The organism is Saccharopolyspora antiqui (genome assembly GCF_052246905.1).
Classification (GTDB): domain Bacteria; phylum Actinomycetota; class Actinomycetes; order Mycobacteriales; family Pseudonocardiaceae; genus Saccharopolyspora.
Genome location: NZ_JBQQBO010000001.1, coordinates 918,193 through 934,870, shown reverse-complemented (window position 1 = coordinate 934,870; position 16,678 = coordinate 918,193). Strand labels below are relative to the sequence as shown.

At 67.8% G+C, this 16,678-nt stretch carries 16 protein-coding genes and 1 pseudogene; 13 read left to right on the top strand and 4 right to left on the bottom strand.

The features are described from left to right. Nucleotides 1-9 precede the first annotated feature (9 nt). Both ACTWQN_RS03995 and ACTWQN_RS03990 read left to right on the top strand, forming a co-directional pair. Nucleotides 10-252, top strand: a complete 243-nt coding sequence (locus ACTWQN_RS03995) for an aldo-keto reductase family protein (protein ID WP_443201927.1) — start codon at nt 10-12, stop codon at nt 250-252. After that, complete coding sequence (locus ACTWQN_RS03990) at nt 242-1,285, top strand: LysR substrate-binding domain-containing protein (protein WP_443201926.1); 1,044 nt, start codon at nt 242-244, stop codon at nt 1,283-1,285. The genes ACTWQN_RS03995 and ACTWQN_RS03990 overlap by 11 nt, the downstream gene beginning before the upstream one ends. A gap of 161 nt (nt 1,286-1,446) precedes the next feature. On the opposite strand, the pseudogene ACTWQN_RS03985 reads toward ACTWQN_RS03990, so the two are convergent. The 3 genes and pseudogenes from ACTWQN_RS03985 to ACTWQN_RS03975 all read right to left on the bottom strand — a co-directional run. Further along, nucleotides 1,447-1,563: pseudogene (locus tag ACTWQN_RS03985) on the bottom strand (NAD(P)H-dependent oxidoreductase); the annotation flags it as partial. Between the two features lie 245 nt (nt 1,564-1,808). Further along, the gene (locus ACTWQN_RS03980; protein WP_443201925.1) at nt 1,809-2,723 is read right to left on the bottom strand and encodes an amidohydrolase family protein; all 915 of its coding nucleotides are present in this window, start codon (nt 2,721-2,723) and stop codon (nt 1,809-1,811) included. A 15-nt stretch (nt 2,724-2,738) separates the two neighbouring features. Further along, a complete protein-coding gene (locus ACTWQN_RS03975) occupies nt 2,739-3,920 on the bottom strand; it encodes an acyl-CoA dehydrogenase family protein (RefSeq protein WP_443201924.1) in 1,182 nt (393 codons plus the stop codon). A 97-nt stretch (nt 3,921-4,017) separates the two neighbouring features. On the opposite strand from ACTWQN_RS03975, the gene ACTWQN_RS03970 reads away from it, so the two are divergent. From ACTWQN_RS03970 to ACTWQN_RS03925, 10 genes are all read left to right on the top strand, one after another. Continuing rightward, nucleotides 4,018-5,571 carry a 2-hydroxymuconic semialdehyde dehydrogenase gene (locus ACTWQN_RS03970; protein ID WP_443201923.1) on the top strand — a complete coding sequence of 518 codons (1,554 nt, stop codon included), beginning with the start codon at nt 4,018-4,020 and terminating at the stop codon, nt 5,569-5,571. Continuing rightward, nucleotides 5,568-6,347: a 2-keto-4-pentenoate hydratase gene (locus ACTWQN_RS03965; protein ID WP_443201922.1), complete on the top strand. Its 780-nt coding sequence runs from the start codon at nt 5,568-5,570 to the stop codon at nt 6,345-6,347. The genes ACTWQN_RS03970 and ACTWQN_RS03965 overlap by 4 nt, the downstream gene beginning before the upstream one ends. Further along, nucleotides 6,344-7,291 carry an acetaldehyde dehydrogenase (acetylating) gene (locus ACTWQN_RS03960; protein ID WP_443201921.1) on the top strand — a complete coding sequence of 316 codons (948 nt, stop codon included), beginning with the start codon at nt 6,344-6,346 and terminating at the stop codon, nt 7,289-7,291. Before ACTWQN_RS03965 ends, ACTWQN_RS03960 begins: the two co-directional genes overlap by 4 nt. Then, nucleotides 7,288-8,298 carry a 4-hydroxy-2-oxovalerate aldolase gene (dmpG, locus tag ACTWQN_RS03955; RefSeq protein ID WP_443201920.1) on the top strand — a complete coding sequence of 337 codons (1,011 nt, stop codon included), beginning with the start codon at nt 7,288-7,290 and terminating at the stop codon, nt 8,296-8,298. The genes ACTWQN_RS03960 and dmpG overlap by 4 nt, the downstream gene beginning before the upstream one ends. Continuing rightward, a complete protein-coding gene (locus ACTWQN_RS03950; protein ID WP_443201919.1) occupies nt 8,295-9,056 on the top strand; it encodes a 2-keto-4-pentenoate hydratase in 762 nt (253 codons plus the stop codon). The genes dmpG and ACTWQN_RS03950 overlap by 4 nt, the downstream gene beginning before the upstream one ends. Next, nucleotides 9,053-9,487 carry a RidA family protein gene (locus ACTWQN_RS03945; protein ID WP_443201918.1) on the top strand — a complete coding sequence of 145 codons (435 nt, stop codon included), beginning with the start codon at nt 9,053-9,055 and terminating at the stop codon, nt 9,485-9,487. Before ACTWQN_RS03950 ends, ACTWQN_RS03945 begins: the two co-directional genes overlap by 4 nt. Next, nucleotides 9,484-10,005, top strand: a complete 522-nt coding sequence (locus ACTWQN_RS03940; RefSeq protein ID WP_443201917.1) for a 3-hydroxyanthranilate 3,4-dioxygenase — start codon at nt 9,484-9,486, stop codon at nt 10,003-10,005. The genes ACTWQN_RS03945 and ACTWQN_RS03940 overlap by 4 nt, the downstream gene beginning before the upstream one ends. Nucleotide 10,006: 1 nt before the next feature. Further along, nucleotides 10,007-11,026: an amidohydrolase family protein gene (locus tag ACTWQN_RS03935; protein ID WP_443201916.1), complete on the top strand. Its 1,020-nt coding sequence runs from the start codon at nt 10,007-10,009 to the stop codon at nt 11,024-11,026. Further along, entirely contained in the window at nt 11,023-12,492 is a 1,470-nt protein-coding gene (locus ACTWQN_RS03930; RefSeq protein ID WP_443201915.1) for an aldehyde dehydrogenase family protein, read from the top strand. Before ACTWQN_RS03935 ends, ACTWQN_RS03930 begins: the two co-directional genes overlap by 4 nt. A gap of 905 nt (nt 12,493-13,397) precedes the next feature. Continuing rightward, nucleotides 13,398-14,180 carry an IclR family transcriptional regulator gene (locus ACTWQN_RS03925; protein WP_443201914.1) on the top strand — a complete coding sequence of 261 codons (783 nt, stop codon included), beginning with the start codon at nt 13,398-13,400 and terminating at the stop codon, nt 14,178-14,180. A 31-nt stretch (nt 14,181-14,211) separates the two neighbouring features. Here ACTWQN_RS03925 and ACTWQN_RS03920 read toward each other — a convergent pair whose 3' ends face one another. Next, nucleotides 14,212-15,147: an SDR family NAD(P)-dependent oxidoreductase gene (locus ACTWQN_RS03920; protein WP_443201913.1), complete on the bottom strand. Its 936-nt coding sequence runs from the start codon at nt 15,145-15,147 to the stop codon at nt 14,212-14,214. A 121-nt stretch (nt 15,148-15,268) separates the two neighbouring features. Between ACTWQN_RS03920 and ACTWQN_RS03915 the strand changes: the two genes are divergently transcribed. Further along, a complete protein-coding gene (locus ACTWQN_RS03915; protein WP_443201912.1) occupies nt 15,269-16,663 on the top strand; it encodes a cytochrome P450 in 1,395 nt (464 codons plus the stop codon). The last annotated feature ends 15 nt before the right edge of the window (nt 16,664-16,678 follow it).

The window sequence follows — 16,678 nt, the reverse complement described above, 5'->3', positions numbered from 1 at the left end:
GGACCTCACATGATCGAAAGCGAGTGCTTCCGCGAGCGGCTGACCGCCGACAACACCGCGTCCCTGGACGTCGTCGTCGCCCGGCATGGCGCCTCTTGGCTGAAGGTCGCGCGGGTGTGGTTCCTGCACCGGCCCGCCACCATGCTGCTCACTCCCGGCAGGTCATCCGTGCGTTGCCTGGTGGAGAACGTCGCCACCTCGACGCTCGCCCTGTCGCCGAGGGAGTTGGCGGAGCTCGACCGTGCCGCCTGACGCAACGGATCCGATCAGGCCACTGACGTCGAATGCGGTGCGGGCCAGGAAGCTGCTGGACGGCACCCTCAAGCTCCGGCACTTCGTTTTTGCGAGTGCCATCGCGCGGCGGGGCAGCGTCATCCACGCCGCCGAGGAACTGCGCATCACTCAACCCGTCGTCACCCGTGGACTTCGCGAGCTGGAGGCGTTGCTCGGCGTCGCGTTGTTCGAGCGCGGACCACGCGGTATGAAGCCGACCGCCTACGGTGAGGCGTTCCTGCAGCATGCGGACGCCGTGCTTGCACAGGTCCAGCAAGTCGGGCGGCACCTGGCGGAACTCGAATCCGGGCAGGCCGGATCGGTAACGGTGGGCACCTACCTCGCCGGGTCGAACGTCCTTTTGCCGCAGGCGATCGCCGCGCTCAAGCATGTACACCCCAAGGCGACGGTCGTTGTCCGGGAAGGCACGCCCGACGCCCTCGTCCAGGACCTGCTGACCGGGGAGCTCGACCTGGTGGTCGGCAGGCTGACCCCCAGCAGCCACGCGGACCGGCTCACCCAGATCCACATGTACACCGAGCCGGTCCGGCTCGTCGTACGAGCGGGCCATCCCGCCGCAGGCGCCACCGCGCCCACGCTCGCGGACCTGCTGGACTACCCGTGGATCCTGCCGGACGAGCACACCACACTGCGGCGGGAGATCGAAGAGGTCTTCCTGCATGAAGGACTTCCACTGCCGGACGACCGCGTCGAGTCGGCGTCGATCCTGACCTTGCTCGCCCTCATCGTCAGCTCGGACTCGGTGGCCGTGCTACCCGGCCTGATCCCGGAGGAGGACCTGCGCCTTACCCCACTGGCGACCCCGCTGCCCTCAGTGCAACGCCAGGTGGGGGTGACGGTGCGGGCCGACGGTCCCCCTACCCCCAGCGCCGCGTTGCTGTTGGAGCATCTGCACCGGCGTGCAGCCAGGATCCGCGCTCATCTCGCCGGTCACGACGACGACCAGTTCGCCGACGTCCCCCACAACCTCACCGCGTGCGTCGGCATCTGACGTTCCCAGGAGGTCAGCTGCCGGGCAGGAGCACCGGCTTGACCGTCTCGCCGGAAGTCGTGGCGTGGGCTGCCCGCTCGACCTCGTCCAGTGGGAACGTGTCCACCAACTGGTCCAGCGGCATTCGTCCCGAGGCGACAAATCTGCCTGGCGGTCACCGCCCCCGCGATCACCTGCGTCACGGCGCCTGCCTCAGCAGCGCCGTCGAGCGCGATCCGCAGCGCCCGCTCCGATTGAGAGCCAGCCCGCAGCGATCCACCGATCCCGACGATCCTCATCGGACCCGACCTTCCGCGAAAACCAGCGCGCGATAGTCGAGGTAGCCCCGCTCGTCCCCCCGCGTAGAACGTCGCCAGTTGCCAGGCAGCCACGTGCGCTGGGCTGTGCATCCCCGGCGTGAACGGCGCCCCCTGCCCGCCGGGCGAGGGCTGCATGCCTTCGGTGACGATCAGGTCCGCACTCGCCCGCTGCGCGTAGTACGTCGTGGTCCGGTCACCCAACCGGAAGGGTTCGAGACCGTTGTTCACAATTCCAACCTCCGGCGTGCCGTCTCCCCGGTCACTTTCACGAGATCATCGCGGGTGAAGATTTTCTCCATCCGGTTCAGCCAGTCGACTACGGTGACCTTCGGCGCGTCGCTGCCGAAAACCAGCTGATCGACTCCCACGAGGTCCGTCATCCACTGCACGGCGCGAGGATCGTCGCTCAACGTGGTGTCGTAGAAGAACTTCCGAAGCTCCGCAGTGGGATCGTGTTCGAAGAGCTCTTGTTGCCCGAGGATCTCGCTGTCCATCTCGAACCGACGCCAGAGGAACGCGAGGGCGCCGCCCATCGGGGCGATGATCCACTTGATGTCCGGGTGGCGCTTCGGCACGCCCGACACCACCAACTGCGTCGTCGCCATCGCGGCCTCCAGCGGTCCGCCGAACTTCGGTCCCAGCAGGTACGGGTCCGGGGACAGCGTGAACCGGTCGGGCGTGACCACCGGGTGGACGAACACCGTGGTGCGCCTGCGGTGCAGCTCGGCCCACAGCGGCTCGAAGTCCGGATCCGACAGCGGCCGACCCGCGACGGTGGTCCCCACCCCGATGCCCACGAAGCCGAGGTCGTCGAGGCAGCGTGCCGCCTCGGCGATCGCCTCGTCGACGTGGGGCAGCGGAACCGCACCGAATGCTCCCAGCCTGCCGGCGTACATCGAGACCGCCGCCGCGTAGAGGTCGTTGAACGTCCGGGCGCATCCGACGGCGCGATCCCGGTCGGTCGAATACGGCTGGATGTGTCCGCCGCTCAGGATCTGGAGGTCGACCTCAGCGGCGTCGAGGTCCGCGATGCGGCCCGTCAGATCGTCGGTGTGTGGTGGCCACGCGGGCCGCCCGGTGGTCCGCGCGTAAGCCGCGCTGAACTCCGGCGGGAACCAATGCGCGTGCACGTCGATCATCAGCACTCCCTGGCGTCAGACAAGATCGGTGACTTCTCGGGGGTCAAGACCGAGCAGGCTCTTGCCGCGGATCTCCTCGACGAGCCGGAGGTTGAACGCGACGTGCCGGGTGGCGACCGCCTGGTCGCGCCAGATCCGCTGCAGCGGGTTCACCTCGGCGAACGACGACGTGCCGTGCGCGGTGACCAGCTGGTCGACCGCCTCCCAGCACTGCTTGCTCGCCCACGTGAGTGCCAGCCGGATGCTGGTGCGGGTGTCCACGTCCGGCGCCTCGCCCTCGGCAGCCAGCGAGTCGGCGGTGTCCGCGGCCTCCAAAGCCTGCAGCCGGGCGGCCCGGATCTTCGTCTCCGCTTCCGCCACGTCGACCTGGAACGGCACCGACCGTGCCTGGTTGGGATACCTGGTCGTCGCGATCACGCGGGTGGGCGCCTTCGCCAGCACATGCTCCAGCGCCGCGTACGCCTGCCCGAGTTGGGTGCCGATCAGCGAGAGACCGAACACGGTGGCCATGTTGGCGCGGTAGAGCGGTTCGTCCGGGTGTCCGTGGGCGTTCTCACCGGAGAACAGCGCGTGGGCGTCGAGCACCCGGTGCTGCGGTACGACCACCTCGTCGAGGACCACCGTATTGCTGCCGGTGCCCCGCATCCCGGTCACGTGCCACGTGTCATCGACCTTGATGTCGCTCGCGGGGACCAGCACCATGCCGATCGTGCTCTTGTCGTTGGCGTCCAAGGGCACGGCGACCGACACCCAGTCCGCGTGCAGGGATCCCGAGGCGTAGGCCCACTCCCCGTTGACGCGCAAACCGCCGTCGACCTGCTCGACTGTGGCGCTCGGCGTCGCCACGGACGCGACCGCGGCGTCCGGGTCGCTGCCCCAGACCTCGGCCCGCGCCTCCGCGGGGTACTGGGCGGCCAACCAGTTGCCGGTGTTGAGGACACCGATGACCCAACCGGTCGCGCCGCAGCCGCGGCCGAGGGCCTCGGTGACCTCGACCATGGTGCGCAGGCTCGCCTCGTAGCCGCCCAGCAGGCGTGGCGTGCCCAGCTTGAGGAGTCCGGCGGCGCGGACCCTGGCATAGGTGGCATCGCTCAGCCGGCGGTTCCGGTCGGTCTCGGGCGCTGCGGCCCACAGTTCGGGGCGCAGCGCATTGGCACGGGCGAGGAGCTCGGGGAGCGTTGGCATGACGTCGGTCATGACCGGATCTTGGCATCACGACGGACTGTCTCGATACTCCTGAAGTCATGCCTTTCTCGCGGTGCAGCTCTGCGGAAATAGGCATTGGACAACGGCTTTGAAGCCTACTTGCGATCGATCTGGGTATAGCTCGGGGCCGAAAGAGTATTTGTCGGACATGGCTGCCTGCAGCGAGGCTCGAACCATGGCTGTGTGCACCATCAGGAACTTCGTGGACGGCGCGGAGATCGAGTTCGACGACCGTCATTCGTCCGAAAAGATCGATCCGGCCTCCGGAGTGGTGTCGGCACTGGTCCACGAGGCCGATCAGTCCGTTGTGGACGCTGCCGTGGCGGCAGCGCGACGGGCGCTGGCCGACGGCTGGGCCACCACACCGGTTCGGGAACGCGCGGCCCTGCTGCGCCGGGTCGCCGACCGAATCGAGGCGCGGTTCGAGGAGTTCGTGGCGGCCGAGGTCGCCGATACCGGAAAGCCCGTCGCCTTGGCACGCGAACTCGACGTGGCCAGGGCCGTCGCGAACTTCCGGACGTTCGCCGACGTCGTCGCCGCCGCGGGCCAGGAGTCGTTCCTCATGGACCTGCCCGGTGGCAGGCAGGCGCTCAACTACGCCGTGCGCAAGCCGCTCGGTGTCGTAGCGGTGATCGTGCCGTGGAACCTGCCGTTGCTCCTGCTCACCTGGAAGGTCGCCGCCGCGCTCGCCTGCGGCAACGCAGTCGTCGTGAAGCCGAGCGAGGAAACCCCGTCCACCGCGTCGCTCCTGGCGGAGGTGCTGACCGAGGTCGGGCTGCCCCGCGGGGTCTACAACGTGGTACACGGCTTCGGCGCCGGATCGGCGGGCGAGTTCCTGACCTCGCACACCGGCATCGACGGCGTCACGTTCACGGGCTCATCGGCCACCGGCTCCCACGTCATGCGAACTGTCGCGCCCCGCGTCCGACCGGTGTCGTTCGAGCTCGGCGGCAAGAACGCCGCGGTGGTCTTCGACGACGTCGACCTGGACGAAGCGCTCACCGGCCTGTCGAAGGCGATCTTCACGAACACCGGCCAGGTCTGCCTGTGCACCGAGCGGGTCTACGTCCACCGGGCGATCTTCGATGACGTCGCGAACGGTCTCGTTGCGCGTGCGGCCGCACTACGCCTCGGTGAACCGACCGACGACCGCACGACGACCGGACCGCTGATTTCGAAGACGCACCGCGAGAAGGTGTTGAGCTACTTCGCCCTCGCGGAGCAGTCGGGCGCGAAGGTCCTCACCGGTGGCGGCATTCCCCGGTTGGGCGAAGCGCTCGACGACGGCTCGTGGATCGAGCCGACCTTGTGGAGCGGGATCGGCAACGACAACAGGGTGCTCCGTGAGGAGATCTTCGGCCCGGTGGCCGCCCTGGTGCCCTTCGACACCGAGGAGCAGGCAATCGAGCTGGCGAACGACACCGAGTACGGCCTCGCGGCGTCCGTGTGGACCAATGACCTGAGGCGCGGCCACCGGGTCGGCCAGGCGATGAACGTCGGCATGTCGTGGGTCAACACATGGTTTCTGCGCGACCTTCTGTCGCCGTTTGGCGGCATGGGCCTGTCCGGCATCGGTCGGGAGGGCGGCGCGTCTTCGCTGCACTTCTACACCGAACCCACCAACGTGTGCGTGCAGCTATGAGCGCGGAAGAGGCAGCACAGCGCTTGACCGAAGCCGCGGCTACCGGCACGCCGTGCGCACCGGTCCGGGACATGGTCGCGGACCTCGACCAAGCCTACGACGCCCAGAGCCGGTTCATCGCTGGCCGCCTCCGGGACGGTGCCACGGTCGTCGGCTCGAAGATCGGCCTGACGGCGCCCGCGGTGCAGCGGCAGTTCGGGGTCTACCAGCCCGACTTCGGAGTGCTGCTCGACGACATGGTCTACGCGCATGGTGAACCGGTCCCGCTGGGCCGACTCCTGCAACCGCGCGTGGAAGGCGAGATCGCGTTCGTGTTGAAGGACGACGTCGACCGGCCGAGGCCCACGATCGCGGATGTCTTGCGGGCCACCGACTTCGTGCTGCCCGCGATCGAGATCGTCGACAGCAGGATCGCGGACTGGGAGTTGACCATCACGGACACGGTGGCGGACAACGCCTCCAGCGGTGTCGTCGTACTCGGCGCCACCCCGTTCAGCGTGACCGGCCGTGACCTAGCAGCGGTGGGCATGACGCTCGAACTAGACGGCGACGAGGTGAGCTTCGGCGCCGGACACGCGTGCCTTGGTTCCCCCGCGGTCGCCGTCGCGTGGCTGGCCCGCGAACTTGTCGGCCGCGGCCGCCCGCTGCGCGCCGGTGACGTGGTGATGTCCGGGGCGCTCGGCCCCATGGTGCCGATCACGGGCCCCGGACGATTCCGGTTGAAGCTCGACGGCCTCGGCGAGGTCGCCACCATCCTTGAGGAGGCAGCACCGTGAGAGGACCAGCGGAGGGCAGCGTCGGGGTCGCCGTGCTCGGTTCCGGAAACATCGGCACCGACCTGATGATGAAGATCATCCGCCTGTCGCCGACCCTGCACGTCGATGCCCTCGTCGGCGTTGACCGGGAATCCGACGGCCTGGCCCGCGCGAGGCGGCTGTCCATCCCGACCACGCACGAGGGCATCGACGGGCTGGTTGCGATGCCGGAGTTCGCCGACATCCGCGTGCTCTTCGACGCCACGTCGGCGAAGGCGCACGCCCACCACGCCGCCGTCGCGGGGGAGCACGACAAGCTCATCGTCGACCTGACGCCCGCGGCGGCCGGACCGTTCGTCGTGCCACCGGTCAACCTCGCCGAGCATCTCGACGCAACCGATCTGAACATGGTGACCTGCGGCGGTCAGGCGACTATCCCCATCGTCGCCGCGGTGTCGCGGATCGGCCCGGTCGCCTACGCCGAGATCGTCGCGTCGATCGCGTCACGCTCGGCAGGCCCCGGCACACGCGCCAACATCGACGAGTTCACCGAGACGACCAGCGAGGCGATCCGCCGCGTCGGTGGCGCCGAAGTCGGCAAGGCGATCATCGTGCTCAACCCGGCCGAACCGCCGATGGTCATGCGGGACACGGTGTTCTGCGTCGTCGACGGCGAGGTCGACCAGGCGAAGATCACCGCGTCCGTGGCCGACATGGCCGCGACGGTTCGCGAGTACGTGCCCGGCTACCGGCTCAAGCAGCAGGTCCAGTTCGACGTGCTCGACGCCGTCCCCGTCCCGGCACTCGGACGTCGGGTGACGGGCACCAAGATCTCGGTCTTCCTTGAGGTCACCGGCGCGGGGCACTACCTGCCCGGCTACGCCGGGAACCTCGACATCATGACGTCGGCCGCGCTGCGCACGGCCGAAAGCGTCGTCGTGCGTCGAGGGTGGGTGGCGGCGTGAACGTTTACGTCCAGGACGTGACCCTGCGCGACGGCATGCACGCCATGGCGCACGACTACTCCGTCGACCAGGTCTGCCGCGTCGTGTCCGCGTTGGACACAGCCGGGGTGGCCGCGATCGAGGTCTCGCACGGCGACGGGCTCGGCGGCTCCAGCGCCAACTACGGCTTCGGCGCCCACACCGACGAGGAGTGGATCACCGCCGCCGCGGAGACCGTGCGGAACGCGACGCTGACGACGCTCCTGCTGCCGGGCATCGGCACGGTCGAACACCTGAGGCGGGCACGCGATCTCGGCGTGCAAAGCGTGCGGATCGCGACGCACTGCACCGAGGCCGACGTCGCCGCCCAGCACATCGAGTGGGCACGCGAGAACGGCATGGACGTGGCCGGGTTCCTCATGATGAGCCACCTGAGCCCACCCGACGCGCTTGCCGACCAGGCGCGGCTGATGGAGTCCTACGGCGCGCACTGCGTGTACGTCACCGACTCGGGCGGCCGCCTGACCATGCCGGACGTCGCCGAGCGCGTCGACGCGTACCGGCAGGTCCTCGACGACGGCACCGAGATCGGCATCCACGCGCACGAGAACCTGTCGCTCTCGGTCGCCAACAGCGTCACGGCCGTCGAGCACGGCGCCTATCGGGTCGACGTCGCGCTGGCGGGCCAGGGGGCGGGCGCCGGCAACACCCCGGCCGAGGCATTCGTCGCGGTCGCCAACCTGTACGGCTGGGAGACCGGCTGCGACCTGTTCGCCTTGCAGGACGCCGCCGACGACCTGATCCGTCCGCTGCGGCCACGTCCAGTCCAGGTCGATCGCGAGACCCTTGCTCTCGGCTACTCCGGCGTCTATTCGAGTTTTCTGCTGCACGCCGAACGCGCGGCCCGGCGGTACGGCATCGACGCCCGCCGCATCCTCACCGAAGTCGGCAGGCGCGGCATGGTCGGCGGCCAGGAAGACCTCATCGTCGACGTCGCACTCGACCTCGTGAACGGAGCCACGTCATGACCGACCTCCTCGAACTCGCCCGACGGCTCGACACCGCGCAGACAAGCCGCCAGGCCACCCCGAGCCTGGCGGACACCCACGAACTGACCATCGAGGACGCCTACCGCATCCAGGAGACGTTGCTCGCCGAACGTCAATCCCGCGGCGAGCACGTCGTGGGGGTCAAGCTCGGCTTCACCAGCAAGGCCAAGATGGTCCAGATGGGCGTGACCGAGGTGATCGTCGGCCGCGTTACCGACGCCATGCGCGTGCACGACGGCGACTTCGTGCGACTGGACGGATTCCTGCATCCCAGGGCGGAGCCCGAGATCGCCTACCGGATCAGCCGAGCCGTCGACGCCGACGACCCCACTGTCGACATCGAGTCCTGCGTCGACGCCGTGGCGCCCGCGATCGAGATCATCGACTCCCGCTACGCCGACTTCCGGTTCACCCACACCGACGTCGTGGCCGACAACGCCTCGGCCGCCGGATTCGTCATCGGCCAATGGCGGCGGATGCAGGACGTGGCGAACCGCGCCGTGCGGTTCCAGCCCGCTGGCGCCGCCGAGGTCGTCGGCTCGACCTCGGCGATCCTGGGGAACCCCGTGCGGGCGCTGCACGCCCTCCTCGCGGTCTGCCGGACGCGCGGGATTCCCATCAGCGCCGGACACGTCGTCCTCGCGGGTGCCGCCACCGCTGCCGTGCCGCTCACCGCGGGCACCACCCGGTGCGACATCGCGGGCCTCGGGTCGGTGTCGTTGACGGGCCGGGTATGAGCGGCGCGCGCGTGGTCGAGGGCCTGGCCGTCCCGCGCGGCCCGTTCCCGCACGTCAAGGTCGTGGGTGACCTGGTGTTCGTGTCGGGTACGAGTTCCCGCCGCGCGGACAACACCTTCGCGGGCGTGGAGGTCGACGAGCTCGGCACCACGAATCTGGACATCCAGGCCCAGACCAGGGCCGTGCTCGACAACATCGGTGCGATCCTCGGCGAGGTCGGTGCCGAGCTGTCCGATGTCGTCCAGGTCACCACGTTCCTGGTGTCGATGAACGAATTCGGCGGCTACAACGCCGTCTACGGCGAGTACTTCGACGCCACCGGACCGGCACGCACGACCGTGGCCGTGCACCAACTTCCCCATCCACATCTGCTGATCGAGATCCAGGCGATCGCGGTCCTACGCTCGCGGCGGAAGGAGACTTCCCAATGACGGACATCCCCGAGGTGCTCAGCTTCCACGGCTGGATCGACGAGCACCGGCACCGGCTCAAGCCACCGGTGAACAACCGGACTATGGCGTTGGGTAAGGACTTCATCGTGCAGATCGTCGGCGGACCCAACCAGCGCACCGACTTCCACGTGGACCCGTACGAGGAGTGGTTCTTCCAGATCCGGGGCGACATCCACGTCAATCTCATGAACGAGGGCAAGCCGGAGACCGTCCACATCCTGGAGGGCGACGCCTGGCTGCTGCCCGGCAACGTGCCGCATTCGCCGCAGCGTCCCGATCCGGACTCGATCGGGCTGGTCATCGAGCGGGTCAGGGAGGAGGGCACGCTGGAGAAGTTCCAGTGGTACTGCCCGAAGTGTGCCGCACTGGTGTACGAGGCAGAACTGCAGGTCCGCGACATCGTGGCGGATCTCCCGCCGGTGTTCGCCGCCTTCTACGCCGACGAGAACGCCCGCACCTGCCCGAACTGCGGTGCCGTCCATCTGGGGAAGGGCTGAGATGGGCGCCATCGACGTCCACACCCACTACGTTCCCCAGGGCTGGCCCGACCTGTCGGCCGACGTGAGCCCACCGGTGCCCTGGCTGCGGATCGGATCCGAGTCGGACGCCACGATCATGCTGGGATCGCGGGAGTTCCGCGATATCGGAGCCGCCAGTTGGGATGCTCAGCGCAGGCTGTCCGACATGGATGCCGATGGGGTCGACGTGCAGGTGGTGTCGCCGACTCCGGTCTTCTTCAACTACGGTCGGACCTCTGTCGAGGCGGTCCGGATCGCGCGGATCTTCAACGACCTCGCGCTGAAGATCGTCGCCCCGGCGCCCGACCGGCTGCTGCCGTTCTGCCAGGTCCCGTTGCAGGACCCCGACGCCGCCTGTCGCGAGTTGGAACGCTGCCTCGCCAACGGGCATCGCGGCGTCGAGATCGGCAACCACGTCGGCGACGACGACCTCGACAGCGAGGGTATGATCACCTTCCTCCAGCATTGCGCGGCGCTGGACGTCCCGGTTTTCGTGCATCCGTGGGACATGCGCTCCTCGCCCCGGCTGGACCGCTGGATGGCGCAGTGGCTGGTCGGGATGCCGTCGGAGTCCCACCTCTCGATCATCTCGATGATCCTCGGCGGCGCATTCGACCGCATCGACGAGCGGTTGCGGATCTGCTTCGCCCACGGGGGCGGCTCGTTCGCGTTCTGGCTCGGCAGGCTAGAGAACGCTTGGCACAACCGTCGGGACGTCGTGGGCGTCTCGCAGCACCCGCCGTCGCATTATCTCGGCCGCTTCCACGTCGACTCGGCGGTCTTCGACGAGCACGCGCTGCTGCTGCTCGTGGACACCGTGGGGTCGGACCGCGTGATGGTCGGCAGCGACTACCCGTACCCGCTTGGCGAACGGCCCGCCGGACGCGTCGTGCGAGAAAGCCAGGAGCTGTCGGCATCCCAGCGCGGGCTCATCACCCGCGACAACGCCATTTCCTTCCTGGGCCTGAATCCCGCTCCCACTCCGAGGAGTCAGTCATGAGCATCGACCTGGGTCTCGCGTCCCACTACGCACCGCTGATCAACGGCGAGTTCCGCTCGCACACCGACGAGACGTTCGACGCCGTGGACGCGTCGACTGGCGAGCGGCTCGCCACCATCACGCGGTCCGGGAAGGCCGACATCGACGCGGCGGTGGCCGCGGCCAAGGCGGCTTTCCCCGCGTGGGCCGCCACCTCGCGCGAGGAGCGGTCCCGCCTGCTGCTCACAGTGGCCGACTGGGTCGAGGCGAACGTCGAGCGCCTGATCGGGATCGATGCCCACGACATCGGCAGAACTCTGTTCGAGCTTCCGCAGGACTACGTACAGGCCATCGGCCAGTACCGGTACTTCGCGGCCGCCGTCATGACCCACGACGGCTGGAGCATGAGCTACCCCGGCGGCTGGGGGATCGCGAAGCGCGAGCCCTACGGCGTGGTCGGTCAGATCATCCCGTGGAACGTGCCCGCCATCATGACCGCGTTCAAGCTCGCGCCCGCGCTGGCCGCCGGGAACACCGTGGTGCTGAAGCCCGACGAGAACGCGTCGCTGTCCACTTTGGAGCTAGCACGCCAGCTCGCCGAGGTCTTCCCTCCCGGCGTCGTCAACGTCGTGCCGGGCTACGGCGAGGAGGCGGGCGCGGCGCTCACCGCGCACCCGGACGTGGCGAAGCTGGCCTTCACCGGCTCCCCGCAGGTCGGCCGGATCGTCGCCCACGCGGGCGCCGAAAGACTCGTGCCGGTGTCCCTGGAACTGGGCGGCAAAAGCCCCAACATCGTCTTCCCCGACATCGACGACATCGACGCCGTGGTGGACAACACCACCTTCGCGTCCACGTTCTGCAACGGCCAATCCTGTCTGGCGGGCACGCGGCTCTTCGTCCACGACGACTTGTACCCGACATTCATCGAGAAGCTCGTCAAGGCCTACGAGAACATCCGGATCGGCTCGCCGCTCGACCCGGAGACCCGCCTCGGCGGTCTCGTCTCGGCGGAGCAAGGCGAACGGGTACTGGGCTACATCGAGGCAGGCAAGGCGGAGGCCGACCTGCTCACCGGCGGGAAGCGCGTGACGGTACCCGGGAACGAGCACGGGTACTTCATCCAGCCGACCATCTTCGAGACGAAGAACAGTGCGAGGATCGCCCAGGAGGAGATCTTCGGCCCGGTCCTCTCGCTGATCCGCTGGGACGACTTCGACACGATGATCGAGCAGGCCAACGACGTCAGGTACGGCTTGGCGTCCGGGGTTTACACGTCCAACCTGCGCAACGCCATGCGGACCGCCGACCGGCTGCGGGCCGGACAGGTGTGGGTCAACAAGTACGTGAACCTCGTCGACGGCCAGCCGTTCGGTGGTTACAAGGAGAGCGGGATCGGCCGCGAGGTCGGGCGGGAGACGTTGGACATGTACACGCAGCTGAAGTCGATCATGTTCAACGAGCAGGTCCCCTCACCGTTCTACGTCTGACCGGTGCCGCGGAGGTGATCCCCGCCAGGACCACCTCCGCGAGCGCCCGCCCGCGCTTCCGGGTGGACGCCGCGCGGGCCGTGCGATTCGTTCGCATCGTCGACCGCCTGCTCGCGGACGGATCCCGGAGGCCGACCAGGCGCACCAAGCCGTAGGAACCATCCGGGCACGGGTTGCAGGCGAAGACAGCAACGGCTCTACGAGATGCGTTCGTCAGCAGCGTCACCAGCTCGAAAGTCGCGAACAACCAGCGCTCGGCCATCCGCAAACCGCGAATTTCCGCTCGGTGCTTGTCCTGAACAGGGCTGTCACGTTCCGTCGTTGAAGAATGGGGCACGGGTTCCGCTGGTACTCGACGTCTGCGGGGCTGACCTGCATGGGAGATTGGAAGGACCGCGCAACCGGCTGCGGGCTGGCTGCCAATGTGTCCGTGCCACCCACAAAGGCCGGTAGGCGCTGCTCGCCGTCCTGGACGGCCCGAGCGTACCGCGTGGAAAGGGTGAGGGGCCGCCGAATCAGTGAATGAGCCCCGCGGGTTGAATTCCTGCTGAGGGAAGCGAGCCTGCAAACGTTAACCTCCAGTTCGGGGTCGGGGTACCGCATCGCAGAAATCCGATCACATTGTGACTTGGCGGGCCAGGCTCGGTCATTATGTGATAACGGCTTCTTTCCGTTGACAACCGCGAAACACTGGTTAAGCTACGAGGTAGTCGGACGTCCTAGTAATGTGTTGGGTCATGGTGTGGGAAGGTCGTCCGGCAGGAACCTGTTGGTATATCAGGGAATACGCCAAAGCGACAATTCCCCGCCAACGCCGTCTGGTCGCACGGCGTGCGATAGCCTCGGCACGTATTGCAGTTGATCATCTTGCCGCACCGCGGACGCTGCCAGGGAGAGCGACGTCAATGACGAAATCGGAGGCCGGGGCGAGCGCCGCGATCGAGCCGACAGTCGGCGGTACCCAAAGCGTGTTCCGGGCGTTGTCGATTCTGCATGCCTTCTCCGCGCGCCAGCCCGCGTTGACGGGGCCCGAGGTCGCGGCGAAGTTCGGTTACTCGGAACCCACGGGGTACCGCTTGCTGCGGGCGCTTGAGGCCGAACAGTTCCTGGTGTTCGACCGAACCACTCGCAAGTACAGTCCTGGGCCGGAGATCATCCGCCTCGCGGGTGTGATGTTGCATCGCGACGCGTTCGTCGCTCAGACGCACGCCATCCTGGCCCGTCTGCGTGCGCTGACCGGTGAGACCTCGGCGATCTTCTGGCGGCTGGGCAATCAGCGGACGTGTACGCAGGAGATGGTGGGCCAGCGCCCCGGTCGGATCGAAGCGGGTGTCGGGGTGGATTACCCGCTCACTCGTGGGGCAGCGGGAAAGGCGTTGTTGCTCGGGCTCGACGAACGCGCCGTGCGGGAGTTCCTCGCGGAGCCGGACGTGGCTGCGCCGGTCGGTGGCGTCGACCGGTTCCTGGCTGACCTTGAGGTGAGCCGCAAGCGCGGCTACACCGTCTCAACGGGGGAGACGATCGCTGGTGCCGTGTCGATCGCGGTACCGATCGCGTGGCTGGATGTGGGCCTGGCGGCCTACAGCATCAGCGCGCCGGAGTCCCGGTTCGGGCCCCGCGAGAGAGAAGCAGCTGCGCGTGCCCTGCTAGAGGAGACGAGCCGCCTGCGGTCGTTCCTCCGCCGATGATCCGGGCCGGAGAAACGACCGCTTGGCGAACTCATGCGGAAGGCACGATCGGGCTTGCCGCGATCCTCTCGGCGTACCCCTTGAGCCACGTGTCGGTGTCCTGCGGGATGTAGTAGTAGGACTCGTCCATGATCTCGCGCCAGTGTTCAGCGACATTTTCCGGCGTGACGTCGGATTCGGGGTGGATGTAACCCTCGGTCTCGGCGACGAACAGCCGGGCGTGACGGCGGCCGCCCGCGAGGAAGGTCTCTCCGCTGACCGGGCAGGATTCGTGGCAGAGCAACGCCACCAGGGGCGAGACTCGGGTCGGTGCGCTGCCGTCCAACGTTCCCCGGCCCGAGTCGCCGTCGTCGCTGCCGCCAGCAAGTCGGGTCGACGCGACAGGGGCGATGCTGTTGACGGTGATGCCGAGGTCCTTGCCAGCCACGGAGAGGGCTCGGGCCAGTGCGAACACACCGCCTTTCGCCGTGCCGTAGGCGATCAGGGAGGCGGAGCCGAGGATGCCGTGCGAGGTCGTCATGACGATGCGCCCGTAGCCAGCGTCGGCCATGTGCGGCCAGCACTCGCGCGTTACGTTGAAGCTGCCGCCGACGTGCACGTCGAAGTAGCGGCGCAGTTCCGGTAGGTCGACGGCCGGGAACTCTCCGGGGACGAAGATTCCCGCGTTGTTCACCAGGATGTCGACGCGGCCGTATGCCTGGATCGCGCGGCGGACGAGGCGGGCCGCGCCTTCGACGGATGCGATGTCGGACGCGTCCGCGACGGCTTCGCCACCGGCTGCGCGGATGTCCGCGGCGACCCGCCCGGCCGGGTCGGGGTCACTCCCGTCACCTGAGTTGGCGCTGCCTAGGTCGTTGACGACGACGCGGACGCCGCGCTCGGCGAGCAGCATCGCGTGCGCCCTGCCGATTCCGCGACCGGCGCCCGTGACGATCGCGACTCGTCCGTCGAAACGTAGGGGCTCCATTGACCGTCCTTTTGCTGCTGTGGGATCGAACAATTTCGGACTTAGCATTCCTGTCCCAGAACGACGATTGTTCGATCCGGCCCGAGGTCTTCCGTCAAGTGCTCATCAGGAGCGTAAACCCTTGTGGCGTTGGGAATCCAACTCCGATCACATGATGATTCGACATGAGGGGCGTATTCACATTATGACTGGAACGGGGACTCCGGGCAGAAAAATCGGATGTTCCCGTCGGTTTTCCTCCCGAGCTCGTTCCGGGGGTGCTAGCGTCGATTGCGCGCTCACCAGCCCACCGTTCGTGTGGAGGATCCCCATGTCCAGTACCGAAAGTTCCGTGCTGACCTTTTCCCTGACCCGGCCCCGCGATGCTCCCCTCGATCCGCCTCCTCAGTACGCGCGGTTGCGTGCGGAGGCGCCTATCTCCAGGGTCTCCATCTGGGGCGGAAAAGCCACCCCGTGGTTGGTCACGCGGTGGGAAGATGTTCGCGCGGTGCTCTCTCATCCGGCGTTCAGCTCCGATACCACGCGGGCCGATTTCCCGACCACGATCGAGAATCCGCCGACGATGCCACCGGGATACTTCTTCGCGCACGACGACCCGGTGCACGACTTGTTCCGGCGCTCGTTGACGCGCGAGTTCATGGTGAAGCGGATCGAAATGCTGCGTGCGCCGACCTCGCGCATCGTCGATCAGTTGCTGGACGCGATGATGGCGAAGGGAGCCCCGGCGGATTTCGTCGAGTCGGTCGCGTTGCCGTTGCCGTCCCTGGTGATCTGTGAGCTGCTGGGTGTCCCGTACGCCGATCACGACTTCTTCCAGTCGCATTCGAAGGTGCTCATCGACACCGTCGCCACGGCTGAGGACAAGACTGCTGCGCACCTGGCACTGGGGGACTACCTACAACGGCTGGTGGAGGAGCGGCGGCGACAGCCGAAGGATGATCTGGTGTCCAGGCTCGGCGAGCACGTCAATGCGGGCACCTTCTCCGTTCGTGATGCCGCCGACGTGGGCGCCTTCCTGCTCTTCGCCGGACACGAGACGACAGCGAACATGATCGGCCTCGGTGTGCTCGCCTTGCTGGAGCAGCCGGATCAGCTGGCCCGGCTGCATGCGGGCAAGGCTGAGCTGGCCAATGCCGTCGAGGAGCTGTTGCGTTACCTGACCATCGCGCACGTGGGGCTACGCAGGATCGCCACCGAGGACGTCACCATCGGCGGGGTGACGATCCGCACCGGTGAGGGAGTGATCGTCCTGCTCAACTCCGCGAACCGGGACGCCGACGTCTTCAGCGATGCTGACGAGGTCGATCTCGCTCGTGCGAACGCCCGCCAGCACGTCGCGTTCGGCTACGGCATCCACCAGTGCCTGGGCCAGCCGCTGGCCCGCATGGAACTGCAGCTCGTGCTGCCCGAGGTGTTTCGTCGGCTCCCGGCCCTGCGGATCGACCCGGACAGCGAAGTCGCCTTCAAACAGACCTCGGCCGCCTACGGGGCGAAGTTCATGCCCGTCATCTGGTGAGTGAACCCGCATCAC